The following is a 15,014-nucleotide window of genomic DNA, read 5'->3' as shown; positions in this document are numbered from 1 at the left end:
GGACATTGCATCCCGATCCTTCCCGCATGCCTGACGGTCGGGGACGCGCTCAGCCAGCGAAATCGTGGAGCCGACTGATAACGCCCTTACCGTAGCCAATGGCCTGGCAAACTGCAAAACGCTTCAGGAAACACGGATCCATGCGGGGAGCGCAAACGTGCATGTCAATCCGTGTTTCCTTTACCGGCCGATTCGTCGGAACGGCGCCTGAGCAGGAGGCCTCGAGCCTGCCCGCTCACCCGCTCGCGCTCGATGTCCCAGCCGGCATTGATCACAAAGGCCGGGGCGACCTCGGACTCCAATTCCGCATAGACGTACGCGGACGGCGCGAGCCAGTCCTGCGCGACCAGAGCGGCGAGTGTCGGGGCCACCAGCTCCTGACCAAAGGGGGGGTCAAGAAAGACAAGGTCGAAAGCCCCTCCTGTGGGAGGCTGGCCCAGCAGCCGGGCCACGTTGTCGCGGCGAATGTGTACCTGGTCTGCGCCAAGACGTTCCCGGTTGGCCTCGAGCTGGGAGGCCGCCCGCGCGTCACGCTCGACGAGCCAGACTTCACCTGCGCCCCGCGAGGCGGCCTCGAACCCCAGGACACCGGTGCCGGCATACAGGTCCAGCACCCGCGCTCCTGGCAGGTGCGGCTGCAGCCAGTTGAACAGGGTCTCGCGCTGGGCATCCGCAGTCGGGCGCAGCCCCCCGACAGATAGCACGGGCAACCATTGGCGGCGCCAGGCCCCGCCAATGATACGGATGCGCGCGCTGCGCCCCGGCGGGGCGCGCCTAGTCTTCCTGACCACCAACGATGACCGTCACCAGGGCTTCCGGGTTGAGGCGGTCGGCCAGTTGCGCATTCATCGCTTCCAGCTCCACCGCCTGAATGCGCTCGACATAACGCTCCAGATAGTCATCGGACAGTCCATAGAAACCAATCATGCCGAGCAGACTGACGATGTCACTGTTGGAGGCCAGCGACAACGGAAACGAGTTGATCACGTTCTCGCGCGAGGCCTCCATCTCGTCGGGTTCCACACCGTCGGCGTGCCAGCGCAAGACCTGCTCGCGCAGCACCTCGACGGCCTCGTCCGCCTGCTGCACGCCGGTCTGCATGTTGATCACGAACGGCCCTTCGGCCGCCATCGGCTGGAAGCGGCTGTGCACCGAGTAGGCCAGCCCACGGGCGCTGCGCACCTCCTGGAACAGACGCGAGGTGAAGCCGCCACCACCCAGGGCGTGATTCGCCAGCGTCAAGGCGAAGTGGGCCTCGTCCCCCCGGCGCAGGGCCGGCGCCCCCATGAAGATGTGTGCCTGCTCGGACGGAAACGCGATTCGTTCCTCCACGGGTTCTTCGCGCATCGGCACCGGTGGCAGGGGGTCAACCGCATCGCCACGGGGCAGCGCGGCCGAGATCCGCGCAGCCAGTTCCTCGGCCTGCTCGCGGCTCACCCCGCCGGTGATCGCCAGCGAGCCGTTCCCTGCCGCGTAGTGACGTTCGAAAAAGGCCCGCGCATCGTCGCGCGTAATCGCCTCCAGGGTGTCGACCTCGCCACCCGGCCAACTGGCGTACGGATGACCCTCATACATCAACTCGTAGAAACGTCGACTGGCCACCGCGGCCGGTTCCTGGCGCTCGCGCTGCAGGGACTGCAGGGCCTGCCGGCGGCTGCGCTCGAAATCGGCCTCGGGAAAGGCGGGGGCGGACAGCACATCGGCCAGGGTGCCGACGGCCGTGTCCATCCAGTCCGGCTCGGTCAGCGTTCGCAGGCTGATGATCGCCATATCCCTCAGGGAGCTGGTGCTGAATCGGGCGCCGACCGATTCGAAGCGTTCGGCCAGTTCGGAGGCATCCATGTCCTCGGTGCCATGACGCAGGCCACGAGAAGTCATCATCGCCAGGCCTGGCAGATCGCCATCCCGCGCCGCGCCGCCATCGAAGGTCAGGCGCAGGTCCACCATTGGCAGGTCCGGTGCCTCGACATACAGGACACGCAGCCCCTCGTCGGTCTCCCAGCGGTCGATCTCTATCGCCTGGGCCGGGATCACCAGCAGGGTCAGCGGCGCCAGGGCCAGACCCGCAAACAGGGAACGACGCGCGAGTTTCTTGATTGCGTGCAGCATTAGTGATCCCCCTCCGGATAGCCACCATCGAGATCCGGGGCACCGTAGGGCCCGGGCGCCGGGGTATCTTCGTCATCCATCGGCTGCGGGTCGAGGATCCCGACCGTGCGCCGCTCGGGGACCAGGTACTCGCGCACCACGCGCTGAACATCCTCGGCCGTCACCTCGCGCACCCGCTCCAGGAACCGATCGTTCTCGCGCCAGCCGACACCAACGGTCTCGAGCATGCCCAGCTGGAAGGCCTGGGCCCGCACGGAATCCCGCTCGTAAACCTCCGAGGCGATCACCCGTGCCTGCACACGTTCCAGTTCGCGATCATCCACGGGCTCCTCGGCAAGGCGGTCGATCTCGTCCAGCAGCGCCTGCTCCAGGCTCTCGATATCCGTCCCCGAGGCGGGCACGGCAGCGACCATGAACAGGTCGTCCAGACGCCCGAACGGGCTGTAGCGCGCGGAGGTGGCGCTCGCCAGTTCCTGTCCCCGGACAAGTTCACGGGCAAACCGCGAGGCCTCGCCCGAATCCAGAATGCCGGCGGCCACCAGTAGGGCATAGGCATCCTCGTGCGAATCCAGCGTATTCAAGACCGGGGCCTTCCAGCCCATCATCAGAAACGGCACCTGGGCGGGGGCCTGCACGGTAATCCGACGTTCCCCGGTCTGCGGAGTCTCCCGGCGCGGCTTGGCTTCGGGCAGGTTGCCGCTAGGGATCGAGCCAAAGTGCTTCTCGGCGGCGGCGATCACCTCGTCGGCGTCGACATCGCCCACAACCACAACGACCGCGTTATTGGGGTGGTAGTAGCGGTCATACCAGTCCTGGAGATCCTCCAGGGTGTAGGACTCGATGTCGGTCATCCAGCCGATCACGGGCTGGCCGTACGGATGATTGAAAAAGGCCGTCGCCATCAACTGCTCGCGCAGCAGGGCATTCGGCTGATCCTCCACGCGCAGGCGCCGCTCCTCCTGCACGACCCGCAGCTCCGGACGGAACTCGTCCTCCTGCAGCTTCAGGTGCTGCATGCGCTCCGCCTCCATGGCCATCACCGTCTCCCAGTGATCGGACCCGATGACCTGGTGGTACCCCGTATAGTCGCGTCCGGTAAACGCGTTCTCGCGCCCGCCCATGCGCGCGACGATGCGCGAAAACTCGCCCGGCTCGTATTTCTCGGTGCCGCGAAACATCATGTGTTCCAGCATGTGCGAGATGCCGGTGATGCCGCTGTGTTCATCGGCGGATCCCACGCGGTACCAGACCATGTTGGCCACCACGGGTGCGCGCCGGTCCTCCAGCACCAGCACGGTCAACCCGTTGTCGAGCGTGGCCTCCACCACGTCCGACTCGATATCCAGCTCCCCGGCCACGACACTGGCACCGATCAGCCAGACGGCCATCCATCCAACGAGACTTCCGAGCACTGCTCTACGCATTGCAATACGATCCCCGTGCTAGCATGAACACTTTCTACTGGACCACCTGAAACATGTTCGGTTTCCGCAAGAAGAAATCCGAAGAATCCACCGCGCCCAGCCCCGAAACCACGCCGGAGGCGCCGCCGGAAACCGCTGCGGATGGCCAGCCAGCCCGTGGGGGCGGCTGGTTCCAGCGCCTGCGCCAGGGCCTGGCCAAGACCGGCCAGGCGCTCGGCGGCGACCTCAAGAGCCTGTTCCGGCGCAAGATCGACGACGAACTGTTCGAAGAGCTGGAGGAACGTCTGCTCCTGGCCGATGTCGGCCTGGATGCGACCCAGCGGATCATGGATCGTATCACCCGCGAGGTAAAACGGCGCGAACTGGACAACGCCGACGCGCTGATGGACGCGCTCGAGACCGCAATGGTGGAGATTCTGGAGCCGGTCTCGCGGCCCCTGGAGATCCCGCAGGCCGAGCGACCCTTTTCGATCCTGGTGGTCGGCATCAACGGCGCCGGGAAGACCACCACGATCGGCAAGCTGGCGCATCGCTTCCAGGCGGAGGGCCGTTCGGTCCTGCTGGCCGCCGGGGATACCTTCCGAGCGGCCGCCGTCGAGCAGCTGCAGACCTGGGGCGAACGCAATGATGTCCCGGTGATCGCGCAGGGAACCGGGGCCGATTCGGCCTCCGTGGTCTACGACGGCCTCCAGGCTGCCCAGGCGCGCAAGACCGACATCCTGATCGCCGATACCGCCGGACGCCTGCACACTCAGACCAACCTGATGGACGAAGTACGCAAGGTGAAACGCGTGATGGGCCGCCTGGACGAGAACGCCCCGGACGAGGTGCTTTTGGTGGTCGATGGCGGCACCGGCCAGAACGCATTGAACCAGGCACGCCAATTCCACGAGGCCCTGGGCCTGACCGGCATCGTGGTCACCAAGCTGGACGGGACCGCCAAGGGCGGCGTCCTGTTCGCGCTGGCGGAGCAACTGGGCGTGCCGGTGCGCTTTATCGGTGTGGGCGAGAAGGCCGAAGACCTGCAGCGCTTTGATGCCCGCGCGTTCGTACGCGCACTGCTAGGGAAAGACTGATCAATGTACACGCTCGCGTTGGTACCCCAGGTTTTCCGAGACAAGGCGCGTCGAGCAGCGGGTAGTGGTTCTACCCGCCCGTTTTTGACTGGTTCGGGGCGCAACGCAGGATCGGGGAACCTGGGGTGCCAACCCCGAAGGGGCTCGGCCGCCCGTTGTTATCGCAAACGGGCGCTCGCACGGCGTTGCGGCTCCCTTGTGCAGAATGACTGCACGGCAGTCGCCGCGCCTTGTTCGCGCGCAAAAGCGACTCGAGCGCGAGCGTGTACATTGATCAGTCTTTCCCTGGATCGCGAGGAAAACCAGGCAGCATGATCCAGTTGCAGCGCGTAACCAAGCGCTTTGGCAGCGCGGCCGATGCGCTGTCCAATGTCAGCCTGAGAGTGGATGCGGGCGCCATGGCCTTTGTCACCGGCCCGTCCGGGGCCGGCAAGAGTACGCTGCTGCGACTGATCGCCGGGCTGGAGCGCCCGACCCGCGGTCGTATCCGCGTGAACGGGCACGAGCTGGACCGCCTGTCGGCTCGGGCCATCCCGCGTTTTCGCCGCAGTATCGGCCTGGTCTTTCAGGACCATCGCCTGCTGTTCGACCGCCCCGTGTTCGACAACGTCGCCCTGCCGCTGGAGATCCTGGCCTATCGCCGCCCGGAGATGCGCAAGCGGGTACGCGCGGCGCTGGACAAGGTCGGGCTGCTGCACAAGGAGACGGTCAACCCGCGCACCCTGTCCGCTGGGGAGCAGCAGCGCGTCGGCATCGCCCGGGCCATCGTGCACCGGCCGGTGCTGTTGCTTGCGGACGAGCCAACCGGCAACCTGGACCCGGCCTTGTCGGAAGAGATCCTCGCGCTGTTTGACGACTTCAACCGAGTGGGCATGACCGCATTGGTCGCGAGTCATGACCTGGAGCTGATCGGCCGCATGGGCAAACCGGTCCTGCACCTGGAAAACGGCCGCATCGAAGCCCGCGGCGGGGCGAGCGCATGAGACCCGGGCGCCGCCTGTTCGATGCCCTGCCCGCCTGGCTGGACAGCCACCGCGATGCCGCTCGGCGCAGTCTTGGCCGGCGACTGCAGGCCCCGGTACTGAGCCTGATCACCATCGCGGTACTGGGCTTCATCCTCGCGCTCCCCGCCTATCTCTGGGTGCTGCTGGACAACGCGCGCGCCCTGTCGGCGCATGTCGACCACGACCCGCGCATCGCGCTTTATCTCGATCATGTCGACGAGGAAACCGCCGACCGGCTGCAGGATGCGTTGGATGACGACGAACGCGTTGCACGCTGGGAGCGCATCGACGCCGACACCGCACTCACTGCTTACCGCGACAGCCTGCCGGACCCGGAACTGCTGGACTGGCTGGAGGACAACCCGCTACCGGACGTGATCGATGTTGTACCCGCCAGCACGCAGCCGGACACGGTGGCGGCACTGCGCGACGACCTGCGGGCACTGGCGCCCGACGCCGGAGTGGTCGCCGACGACGAATGGGTACGCCAGCTCAACAGCCTGCACGAGCTGGGTCTGCGCATCCTGTCCGTGGTCGTCGCACTGCTGGGCCTCGGCGCCGTGTTGATCCTGGCGCTCGCCACCGCCTCGGAGCTGCGCGAACGTCAGGAAGAGATCGCAATCTCGCGCATCAGTGGCGCAACCCACCGCTTTCTGCGCCGCCCGTCGCTGTACGGGGGTGTGCTGACCGGGTTCGGTGGGGGTATCTTCAGCGTGATCCTGCTGCTGGTGGGGGTCGCGTTGAGCCGCGAACCGCTGACCGAGGCCGCCGCCGCGTTTGATCTGGAGTTCACCCTGCGCCTGCCGCATGCCGGGGATATTCTGGGCCTGATCCTGGTGGGCCTGATACTGGGCTGGCTGGGCGCACGACTGGGCAGCGGCCATGCCCTGCGCGACGCGCCCTGAGCGCGCGCGGAGCAACAAAAACTCCCGGAACTTTCAGCGGGTTTAGCACTCTATTCCCGCGAGTGCTAATCTCTGTCTTTATTCTCTGGAGGCATCCATCACGATGAGCAGCAAGGCCCTGGCAACCGTGCATGCAGACCTGCCCGTTCCCGTCGGGAACCTGGACCATTACATGCAGGCGGTCAGCCGGATCGAGGTACTGGACCCGGAACAAGAGCGCGAACTCGCCCGGTCGCTGCACGAACGCAACGACCTGGACGCGGCGCGCCAGCTGATCCTGCACAACCTGCGCTTCGTCGTGCATGTGGCCCGTGGCTACCAGGGCTACGGCCTGCCCCTGGGTGACCTGATCCAGGAAGGCAATGTCGGCCTGATGAAGGCCGTGCGGCGCTTCGACCCGAACCAGGGGGTCCGCCTGGTCTCGTTCGCGGTGCACTGGATCCGCGCCGAGATCCACGAGTTCATCCTGCGCAACTGGCGCATCGTGAAGGTGGCAACGACCAAGGCGCAGCGCAAGCTGTTCTTCAACCTGCGCAGCGCCAAGCAGCGCCTCGGCTGGATGTCGAACGACGAGGTATCGGCCGTCGCCCGAGACCTCGGGGTATCCGAAAATGACGTCTGGGAGATGGAGCGGCGACTGTCCAGTCAGGATGCGAGCTTTGACCCCGCGCCCGACAGCGACGACGAGCACAGCTACCTGGCCCCGGCCCAGCGCCTGAGCCTCGAGGACATGAGCGACGACCCGGCGCAGGTGGCCGAGGACGAGGACTGGGACCGTCATTATCAGGAACGGCTGGCCAGCACCCTGGGCGAGCTGGACGAGCGCTCCAGGGACATCCTGGCGCGGCGCTACATGAGCGAGCCCAAGGCGACGCTGCACGAACTGGCGGCGGAATACGGCGTCTCCGCCGAGCGCATCCGCCAGATCGAGAACAACGCGATCAAGCGCATCCGCACCGCCTTCGCCGACTGACGCGACAACCTCGGCTGCGCCCAACGAAAAAAGGCCCCGACCGCTTGTGCGATCGGGGCCTTTTTTGATGGCTTCCGGCGCCGCTCAGGCGGCGCGCGGGAATCCCTGGCTCAGCCGCCGAACAGGATCACCGAGAAGAAGCTGATCCAGGACCAGATGATCAGGGCGGCAGTGAACGTCAACGGGAAGTTCGCAAAGGTAAACCACTCACGCATAGCCAAAGCCCTCAACACACATCGATTTAAGAATGGATAAAGGGTAAGCGGGAGGAGGCCACGGCGCAAGTTTCCGGATCAGCGCGGTCGGTCTTCCGGTCGCTGCGTCTCCCCGGTCTTCCGGTCCTTTTCGTCGTCGGTGGTCGGGATCCGCGGGTCATCGTCATCCATCAGGATACGGTGCGCCGGGCCCTCGAGGTCATCGTACTGCCCCGACCGTATCGCCCACAGCAGGACCATCCCCACGACCAGGGCAAACAGCATCGCCAGCGGAATCAGCAGGTACAGAATCGACATGGCAACCAGTCTACTCGTCCTGCGCCGAGCCTCAACCCGGGGGCGAGGCGGGCGCCTCGGTGGGCGCGCGACTATCGTGCTCTCGCGGAGCAACCACGCGGTCGCGCCCCGGACGCAGACGCAGGGCATTCCCCACCACCAGCAAGGAGCTCATCGACATCCCCAATGCGGCCAGCCAGGGCGTGAGCAGGCCGGCCGCGGCAATCGGCAGAGCCACTACGTTGTAGGCAATCGCCCAGGCAATATTCTGGCGCACGATCCGGGTCGTGCGACGGGCCTGATCCAGCGCCTCCGGTAGCCGATCCAGGCGGTCGGACGTCAGCACGAGATCGGCCTGGGTCTGCGCCAGACGGGTGCCGCCGCCCATCGCCAGGGAGACGTCGGCTCCCGCGAGTACCGGCGCGTCGTTGATTCCTTCCCCGGCCATCAGCACGGTGCGGCCCTCGGCCTGGAGTTCGCGTACGTGGCGCAGCTTGTCCTCCGGCGTCAGGCCGCCATGAAACCGGTCGATGCCCAGGTGTTCGGCGAAGCGCTGCCCCGCCTCCGGACGGTCGCCGGTCAGCAGGATTACCTCGAGCCCGCGGGCGGACAGCGTCGCGACGGTCTCGGCCGCCTCCGGCCGTGGTGTGTCGGCGAGCCAGAAGGTCGCAACCGGCTCGCCGTCCACCACCAGCCAGATCGGTGAAGCGAACGAATTGTCCACCGGGGCCTCGGCGGCCGGAGGCTCCGTTTGCGACAGCATTCCACGCCCCCCGATTGCCACCTTGCACCCCTCAATCTCGCCAGTAAGGCCGCTTCCCGGCTCATTGTGTACGGCCCGGGCTGTCACGTCGGAGGCGGCCCCGGCCTCACGGAAGGCACGTGACAGCGGGTGCTCGGAATGGGCCTCCAGCGCGGCCGCCCAGGCGCGCCAGTCCTGCCCTGGCGGCGGCGCCACGTGATCGTTCTGCGCCACCACGCGCGGGCGGCCCTCGGTCAGGGTGCCGGTCTTGTCGAGGCAGACGGTATCGACACGCGCCAAAGCCTCCAGGGTGCGTCCACGTGTCACCAGCAGGCCGAGGCGCGACAGCGTACCCGTCGTCGCGGTCAGCGCGACGGGTGTTGCCAACGCCAGCGCGCAGGGGCAGGTGGCGACCAGCATCGCCACCATCACCCACAGCGCCCGGCTCGGGTCGATCCAGGCATACCAGACGAGGCCTGCCAGCGCGGTCAGGAGCAGGACCGCCCCGACAAACCAGCCGGTTCCGGTTTCCGCGAGCCGGGCGATCCGGGGTTTCTCGCTTTGCGCGCGATCGAGCAGGCGCTGGATTGCGGCCAGCGTGGTCTCGGCGCCGACGCGGCGTACCTCAATGACCAGCGGACCATCGACATTGACGGTGCCACCCACCACCTCGTCCTGCGCGGCGACGGGTTCGGGGTCCGGTTCACCCGTGAGCAGAGCGCGATTGATGGTGGAGCGCCCCTGGACGACGACGCCATCCGCAGGGACCGATTCGCCGGGGCGGACACGCACATGATCGCCGGGGATCAGGTCGCCGAGCGCCACGGGCTCCTCCTGGCCACCGGCATCCAGGCGATGGGCCAGTGCCGGCACCAGTCGATCCAGGCGATCGATGGCCTGACTCGCATGCTGGCGCGCGATCAGCTCGAGGTAGCGACTGGTCAGCAGGAAGAAGACAAACATGACGACCGACTCGAAGTAGACATGCTCGCCGGTCCCGAGCAGGACCGCGTAGAGGCTGGCCACGTAGGTGACGATGATCGCCAGGCTCACCGGGACATCCATGCCGAGCCTTCGCTGGCGCAGGTCGCGCCAGGCGCTCTGGTAGAACGGGATGGCCGAGTAGAACACCACCGGGGTGGTCAGGGCCGCTGCCACCCAGCGCATAAACTGCATCAGGTCCGCGTGCTGGGGGTCGTCCTCGCCCAGCCAGATCGCCAGCGCCAGCATCATCACCTGCATCATGCCGAGGGCGGCCACGCCGATCCGGCGCAGCGCGATACCGCGCTCGCGGGCAATCGCCTGCTCGCGGGTGCCCGGGTCGTACGGGTGGGCGTGGTAACCGATATCGCGGATCGCCTTGAGGATCTCTGACAGGGCAATGCGCTCCGGATCCCAGACCAGGCGGGCACGATGGGTGGAGTAGTTGATGCTGAAGGCAATCACACCCGGTAGCGACTGTACATGGCGCTCGTTCAGCCAGACGCAGGCGGCACAGGTGATGCCCTCGAGGATCAGCGCGGCCTCGAGTCGGGAGCCGTCACCGGTGTCTGCCGCCGGCGTCACGAACGAGCGCTGGACGGCCTCGGTATCGAAGAGTTCGAGCTCGCGCAGCTCGTCAGGGACCAGTGGCTCGCCGGCCTGCCCGGGCGGCGTCGGTCGGTGATGGTAGTAAGCCCCCAGACCGCGTTCGATGATGGCCCCGGCAACGGCCTGGCAGCCGGGGCAGCAGGTCGGCCGCTCGCGCCCCTCGAACAGGACCGGGTAGTTCGCACCGCCCGGAATCGGCAAACCGCAATGAAAACAGCCACCGCGCGTGTCAGTGGGCGTGGCCGTGGAATCGGGTTCGGGGCGATATCCGCTCACCGGCGGTCGGCGAGATCAGCTGGAATGACCGCGCACGCGCGTACGCGCCTGCTGCTCCACCAGCTGTCCGTCGTGCTCGACATGGAAACGCAGGTCCCAGCGTCCCGGCGATGGCAGCGTCAGCTCGACCTGATAGAGCCCTTCACCAATCGGCTGCATGCTGAAAGCCTGGTCGCGGCGCTCGTCGGCGACCCACATGAAGGTGCCGCTGACGTCGGCGTCGGAGATCGGCCGCCCCTCGGCGTCGCGGACTTCAACCTGGAACGTGGCGGTCTCGCCCTGAACCGGGCTTTCCACCCAGCCTTGGCGCACCTGCCAGCCGAGTTCGCGCTGTTCCTGGAGCCGCGTCATGCGATGCACGGCGAGGGCCTCGTCGCGCTCCTGGATGCCGCCGACCGTACCGGGGAAGGCCGAGGTGACGCGCTCGGCCGGTGTCTCGGGCTCGGGCAGCAGGGTGCCGATGTAGCGCTCCGGCATGCCGTTATGGGCGAGCGTGATCAGCACCGCCTGAACCGACGCGATGATCGTAAAAAAGCCGACAATCACCAGCGGGGCCCAGTGCAGGCTGAACGACCCCTTCTGCCCATCCTCGGCTTCCGCCTCCTTCTGCGTCAGGATAATGCCCAGGCCATAAGGCACGATAATGTACAGTGCCAGATGAATCGCGAACACGTCCGCACCCTGCCAGGTCAGGATGGAGGCCGGGATGAACACAAACAGCATGATCGCCACCACCACGGCCGCCGTGTTGTAGGCGCGCAGACGGGTGAACTTGTAGATCAGCGCGAACAGCAGGGCGAGCGCTGCGCTGCCCAATCCAAGGGAAATGACGAGATTGCTCATGATGTCTTCATCGTATCGTTCCGGCGCAGCAGGGTATCACTCGGTTGGCGCCGCGCCAGTTTCGCCAGCCGTATTGTCGTAATCTTTCCCGGGCCATCAGCGGTAGCTGAAGCGGGCATCGGCCTCGACGGGCTCGATTCGCCCTTCACGGTCACTGATCACGAAATGGAAACGGATCGGTGAATCCGCGCCGGCCTCCACATCGTGGCGCACTCGAGCCAGCACGGTCAGGCGCTGGCCGGGTTCGAGCCGGATCTGCTCGACCTGCCCGAGGTCGAGATCCGCGCCTTCCAGACCCGCGATATCGAGGGCGAAATCCAGCTCCTGGTCGGAGACATTGTTCAGGCGCAGCTCGTAGCTGTTTTGTACCCGGCCATCGGACATCTGCACGAACAACGGCTGGCGCACCTGGTTGACGTTCACATCGACCGGCGGGCGCTCGAGGATGCTGAATACCAGCGCCCCGATCACCACCAGGACCGCGGCTCCGTACCCCAGGGTCTTGCCCTTCAGCCAGCGCGTCTTTTCACCCTGCAGCTCGTGTTCCGAGGAATAGCGGATCAGCCCGCGTGGCCATCCCTGCTTGTCCATGATGGTGTCACAGGCATCGATACACAGTGCACAGTGGATGCACGAGACCTGCAGCCCGTCCCGGATGTCGATGCCCGTCGGGCAGACCTGGACGCAGTAGCCACAGTCAATGCAGTCCCCAATTCCGGCCGCCTGTCGTTCCTCGCGCGTCTTCAGTCCAGCCTGCACCTTCGCACGCCCGGCCGTGCCCTCGCCACGGTTCGGGTCGTACGAAACGATCAGGGTATCCTGGTCGAACATCACGCTCTGGAACCGGGCATACGGACAGATAAAGGTACAGACCTGTTCACGCGCCAGTCCGGCAAAGGTATAGGTGGTTGCAGTCAGCAGGCCGGCGGTCACGTAGGCGGCAAACCTAGCATCACCAGTAAAGAAGTCGCGCACCATGGTCGGTGCATCGGCCCAGTACAGGACAAACCCAAGCCCGGTCGCAAACGCCACGAGAAGCCAGGACAGGTGTGTCGCACCCAGCTTCCAGAGCTTCTCGAAATTCCACGACTGTTTGGAGAGACGGATACGGGCCGGGCGCTCGCCCTGGATCTTGCGCTCCAGGTACATGAACACGTCGGTCCACAGCGTCTGGAAGCAGAAATAGCCACAGAACACACGACCCAGCACCCCGGTGACGAAGAACAGCAGAAGGGCGGCCAGCACCAGGAAACCCGCCAGCCAGAAAATGTCCTGCGCGTAAACGACCAGATCAAACAGGAAGAACTGCCGGTTCGGGATGTCGAACAGCACGGCCTGGTTCGGCCCGAACTCGCGATCCCAGCGCAGCCATGGGAGGCCAAAAAATACCCCGTAGGCCAGAAACAGGATCCCGGTCTTGAGGTTGCGAAATCGGCCTTTGACCGATCGCGGATGGATCGGTATGCGGGCCTCGTAGATTGGCTGGCCTTGCGCCATGAATCCTCCCGGGCAGAACCCGGCGTGCGCACACCACCATGTGCGAGGGAATGTATCCCAACGGAAGCAGGGGCCCGTACGGCCGTCAAGAAACCCGCGCGGAACCCCTGTAGTGCAACCCGGGGCGCGCCCGCTGGCGAGCCCCGGCGATAAATCCTTTACTACTTACTGACCGCCACCCAGGGAATGGACGTACGCGGTCAGCATCTTGATCTCCTCGTCAGACAGACGATCGGCAAAGGCGGGCATTTCGCGCTGGATGCCGTCGCGGACGAAGTTGGCCACCAGGCGCAGACGCTCGGAATCGCTGTCCGCACCCGGCACGTCGATCAGACCCCAGATGTTATTGGTCAGATTCGGCGCGCCCTGCGAGGCCAGCCCCTGTCCATCTTCGCCATGGCACTGGAAGCAGCCGCCTTCCATACCGGTAAAGATCCGCTCGCCGGCATCCGACATGTCGGAATCGACGTCGTAATCGTTCAGCGACAGCACATAGGCCGCCACTTCGTTCAACTGATCACTGGAGAGCGTGTCACGAAAAGCCGGCATGAAACCCATGCGACCTTCGCGAATCGTCTGCTCGATCTGGTCCACGGTACCGCCCCACTTCCAGTGGTCGTTACGCAGGTTCGGGTACTGGCCGATCACGCCGGCGCCACCAACCTGGTGGCAGGCCGCACACCACGTGCCAAAGGAGCCCTGCGCATACGCGTTCACGAAACTCATGGAGTCGGCATCCGCCAGGATCGTCTCGTAGTCCTGCGCGGCGACCTGCTCCAGCATCTCGCGCTGGCGCACCGCGTATTCGCCGGTCTGCATGTCACGGGCCAGCAGGGCACGGGTGTTCCAGTGCGTGGTGCGCTCTTCGCCACCCACCTCGTAGGTGATGGTGGCAAAGCCCTTGGTGAAGCTGTCGCCGATCGGCCAGGCCGGATAGATCAGCCAGTAGACCAGCGCAAACACGACCGTGGCGTAGAAGCCCCACAGCCACCAGCGCGGGAGCGGGTTGTTGTATTCCTGAAGATCCCCGTCCCAGACGTGCCCAGTGGTTTCGACCTGGTTCTTGTCGCCCTGGTTTTTATCGTGGTTGTCCTGTGTGCTCATTGCTTTTCGCTCTCGGTTTTGTCGCGCCGGGCCGTGGGCTCCAGGTGCGAATCATCTTCTTCCAGAGGAATGTAGCGGTACGTCTCGAACTTCTTGGCCCGTGTCGGCTTGGCGAACAGGTAAATCACGATTCCGATGAACGTGCTCATGAACAGCACCAGCGCGAACATCTTGCTGTTGCCGAGATCCGTGATCCATTCCCAGGCTGCTGCCATATCTCCCAACCTTGGCCGGGCCGAATTCCCTAGCGGAATTCGGCAAAGTGGCCGTCATCGTATTCGCTGAAGTCCACCATGGTGCCGAGCACCTGCAGGTAGGCCACGAGGGCGTCCATCTCGGAGATGAACGAGGAGTCACCGTCGAAGTTCTCTTCCTGCGCCTGTTCGATCAGCATCTCTTCGGCGTTGTTGATATCGAACATCCGGGCGTGTTGCTCGCCGAACTTCTCGACATTGGACTCGTACTCCTCCTCGGTAATCGAGTACGGCACCCCGACGCGCTTCAGGGCGCGCATGCGCGCCGCGATATCGGAATAGTCCAGCGGCGTGGTCGCCAGCCACGGATAACCGGGCATGATCGACTCGGGCAACAGGGACCGCGGGTCGATCAGGTGCTGAACGTGCCATTCGTTGGAGTACTTGCCTCCCACGCGTGCCAGATCCGGTCCGGTGCGCTTGGAGCCCCACTGGAACGGGTGGTCATACATCGACTCCGCCGCCAGCGAGTAGTGGCCGTAGCGCAGCATCTCGTCACGGAAGGGCCGCACCATCTGCGAATGGCAGGTGTAGCAACCCTCGCGGACGAAGATGTCACGCCCACGCTGTTCCAGCGGGGTGTAGGGGCGCACGCCGTCCACTTCTTCGATCGTGTCGTCGATGTAGAACAGCGGGACGATTTCGACCAGGCCGCCCACACTGATCACCGCGAGCGTCAGGATGATCAGCAGGCCGGCATTGGTTTCAACGCTTTCGTGCTTCATG

Annotated in this window: 14 protein-coding genes; 4 read left to right on the top strand and 10 right to left on the bottom strand. The window is 65.5% G+C overall.

Annotated features, from left to right (window positions below; all coding sequences use genetic code 11):
* Positions 1 to 164: 164 nt before the first annotated feature.
* From rsmD to F623_RS0102335, 3 genes are read right to left on the bottom strand one after another with little or no spacing between them, the layout of a single operon-like run.
* Entirely contained in the window at positions 165 to 746 is a 582-nt protein-coding gene (gene rsmD / locus F623_RS0102345; protein WP_255349347.1) for a 16S rRNA (guanine(966)-N(2))-methyltransferase RsmD, read from the bottom strand.
* A 28-nt stretch (positions 747 to 774) separates the two neighbouring features.
* The gene (locus F623_RS0102340; protein WP_018860900.1) at positions 775 to 2,109 is read right to left on the bottom strand and encodes a pitrilysin family protein; all 1,335 of its coding nucleotides are present in this window, start codon (positions 2,107 to 2,109) and stop codon (positions 775 to 777) included.
* Positions 2,109 to 3,497, bottom strand: a complete 1,389-nt coding sequence (locus F623_RS0102335) for a pitrilysin family protein (protein ID WP_018860901.1) — start codon at positions 3,495 to 3,497, stop codon at positions 2,109 to 2,111. The genes F623_RS0102340 and F623_RS0102335 overlap by 1 nt, the downstream gene beginning before the upstream one ends.
* 89 nt (positions 3,498 to 3,586) lie before the next feature.
* Between F623_RS0102335 and ftsY the strand changes: the two genes are divergently transcribed.
* The 4 genes from ftsY to rpoH all read left to right on the top strand — a co-directional run bounded on the left by ftsY (position 3,587) and on the right by rpoH (position 7,491).
* Positions 3,587 to 4,609, top strand: a complete 1,023-nt coding sequence (ftsY, locus tag F623_RS0102330) for a signal recognition particle-docking protein FtsY (RefSeq protein WP_018860902.1) — start codon at positions 3,587 to 3,589, stop codon at positions 4,607 to 4,609.
* A 311-nt stretch (positions 4,610 to 4,920) separates the two neighbouring features.
* Positions 4,921 to 5,592 carry a cell division ATP-binding protein FtsE gene (gene ftsE / locus F623_RS0102325; RefSeq protein ID WP_018860903.1) on the top strand — a complete coding sequence of 224 codons (672 nt, stop codon included), beginning with the start codon at positions 4,921 to 4,923 and terminating at the stop codon, positions 5,590 to 5,592.
* Entirely contained in the window at positions 5,589 to 6,518 is a 930-nt protein-coding gene (locus F623_RS0102320; RefSeq protein ID WP_018860904.1) for an ABC transporter permease, read from the top strand. Before ftsE ends, F623_RS0102320 begins: the two co-directional genes overlap by 4 nt.
* Positions 6,519 to 6,621: 103 nt before the next feature.
* Positions 6,622 to 7,491, top strand: coding sequence for an RNA polymerase sigma factor RpoH (gene rpoH, locus F623_RS0102315; RefSeq protein WP_018860905.1), 870 nt, complete (start codon positions 6,622 to 6,624; stop codon positions 7,489 to 7,491).
* 293 nt (positions 7,492 to 7,784) lie between these two features.
* Here rpoH and ccoS read toward each other — a convergent pair whose 3' ends face one another.
* The 7 genes from ccoS to ccoO form a co-directional block, all read right to left on the bottom strand.
* Positions 7,785 to 8,003, bottom strand: coding sequence for a cbb3-type cytochrome oxidase assembly protein CcoS (gene ccoS, locus F623_RS0102305; RefSeq protein WP_018860906.1), 219 nt, complete (start codon positions 8,001 to 8,003; stop codon positions 7,785 to 7,787).
* A 31-nt stretch (positions 8,004 to 8,034) separates the two neighbouring features.
* Positions 8,035 to 10,590 (bottom strand): heavy metal translocating P-type ATPase, encoded by a 2,556-nt coding sequence (locus F623_RS0102300; RefSeq protein ID WP_026279338.1) that lies wholly within the window; start codon positions 10,588 to 10,590, stop codon positions 8,035 to 8,037.
* Between the two features lie 15 nt (positions 10,591 to 10,605).
* Positions 10,606 to 11,433: a FixH family protein gene (locus F623_RS0102295; RefSeq protein ID WP_018860908.1), complete on the bottom strand. Its 828-nt coding sequence runs from the start codon at positions 11,431 to 11,433 to the stop codon at positions 10,606 to 10,608.
* 96 nt (positions 11,434 to 11,529) lie between these two features.
* Positions 11,530 to 12,930 carry a cytochrome c oxidase accessory protein CcoG gene (ccoG, locus tag F623_RS0102290; protein WP_018868092.1) on the bottom strand — a complete coding sequence of 467 codons (1,401 nt, stop codon included), beginning with the start codon at positions 12,928 to 12,930 and terminating at the stop codon, positions 11,530 to 11,532.
* Between the two features lie 165 nt (positions 12,931 to 13,095).
* Positions 13,096 to 14,034 carry a cytochrome-c oxidase, cbb3-type subunit III gene (ccoP, locus tag F623_RS0102285; protein WP_018860910.1) on the bottom strand — a complete coding sequence of 313 codons (939 nt, stop codon included), beginning with the start codon at positions 14,032 to 14,034 and terminating at the stop codon, positions 13,096 to 13,098.
* Positions 14,031 to 14,249, bottom strand: coding sequence for a cbb3-type cytochrome c oxidase subunit 3 (locus tag F623_RS0102280; RefSeq protein ID WP_018860911.1), 219 nt, complete (start codon positions 14,247 to 14,249; stop codon positions 14,031 to 14,033). Before F623_RS0102280 ends, ccoP begins: the two co-directional genes overlap by 4 nt.
* A 29-nt stretch (positions 14,250 to 14,278) precedes the next feature.
* On the bottom strand, positions 14,279 to 15,013 hold the full coding sequence (gene ccoO / locus F623_RS0102275; protein WP_018860912.1) for a cytochrome-c oxidase, cbb3-type subunit II: 735 nt from the start codon (positions 15,011 to 15,013) through the stop codon (positions 14,279 to 14,281).
* Position 15,014: the final 1 nt, after the last annotated feature.

The sequence above is a fragment of the Thioalkalivibrio sp. ALD1 genome (genome assembly GCF_000381245.1).
GTDB lineage: Bacteria > Pseudomonadota > Gammaproteobacteria > Ectothiorhodospirales > Ectothiorhodospiraceae > Thioalkalivibrio.
The sequence above is the reverse complement of the archived record's forward strand: the minus strand, read 5'-3'. Positions and strand labels throughout refer to the sequence as shown.

What these genes read in the sequence shown, in the direction of transcription:
- F623_RS0102340 (WP_018860900.1), bottom strand. Translation starts at nt 2,109, where the DNA reads ATGCTGCACGCAATCAAGAAACTCGCGCGTCGTTCCCTGTTTGCGGGT.
- F623_RS0102335 (WP_018860901.1), bottom strand. Translation starts at nt 3,497, where the DNA reads ATGGCCGTCTGGCTGATCGGTGCCAGTGTCGTGGCCGGGGAGCTGGAT.
- ftsY (WP_018860902.1), top strand. Translation starts at nt 3,587, where the DNA reads ATGTTCGGTTTCCGCAAGAAGAAATCCGAAGAATCCACCGCGCCCAGC.
- ftsE (WP_018860903.1), top strand. Translation starts at nt 4,921, where the DNA reads ATGATCCAGTTGCAGCGCGTAACCAAGCGCTTTGGCAGCGCGGCCGAT.
- F623_RS0102320 (WP_018860904.1), top strand. Translation starts at nt 5,589, where the DNA reads ATGAGACCCGGGCGCCGCCTGTTCGATGCCCTGCCCGCCTGGCTGGAC.
- rpoH (WP_018860905.1), top strand. Translation starts at nt 6,622, where the DNA reads ATGAGCAGCAAGGCCCTGGCAACCGTGCATGCAGACCTGCCCGTTCCC.
- ccoS (WP_018860906.1), bottom strand. Translation starts at nt 8,003, where the DNA reads ATGTCGATTCTGTACCTGCTGATTCCGCTGGCGATGCTGTTTGCCCTG.
- F623_RS0102295 (WP_018860908.1), bottom strand. Translation starts at nt 11,433, where the DNA reads ATGAGCAATCTCGTCATTTCCCTTGGATTGGGCAGCGCAGCGCTCGCC.
- ccoG (WP_018868092.1), bottom strand. Translation starts at nt 12,930, where the DNA reads ATGGCGCAAGGCCAGCCAATCTACGAGGCCCGCATACCGATCCATCCG.
- ccoP (WP_018860910.1), bottom strand. Translation starts at nt 14,034, where the DNA reads ATGAGCACACAGGACAACCACGATAAAAACCAGGGCGACAAGAACCAG.
- F623_RS0102280 (WP_018860911.1), bottom strand. Translation starts at nt 14,249, where the DNA reads ATGGCAGCAGCCTGGGAATGGATCACGGATCTCGGCAACAGCAAGATG.
- ccoO (WP_018860912.1), bottom strand. Translation starts at nt 15,013, where the DNA reads ATGAAGCACGAAAGCGTTGAAACCAATGCCGGCCTGCTGATCATCCTG.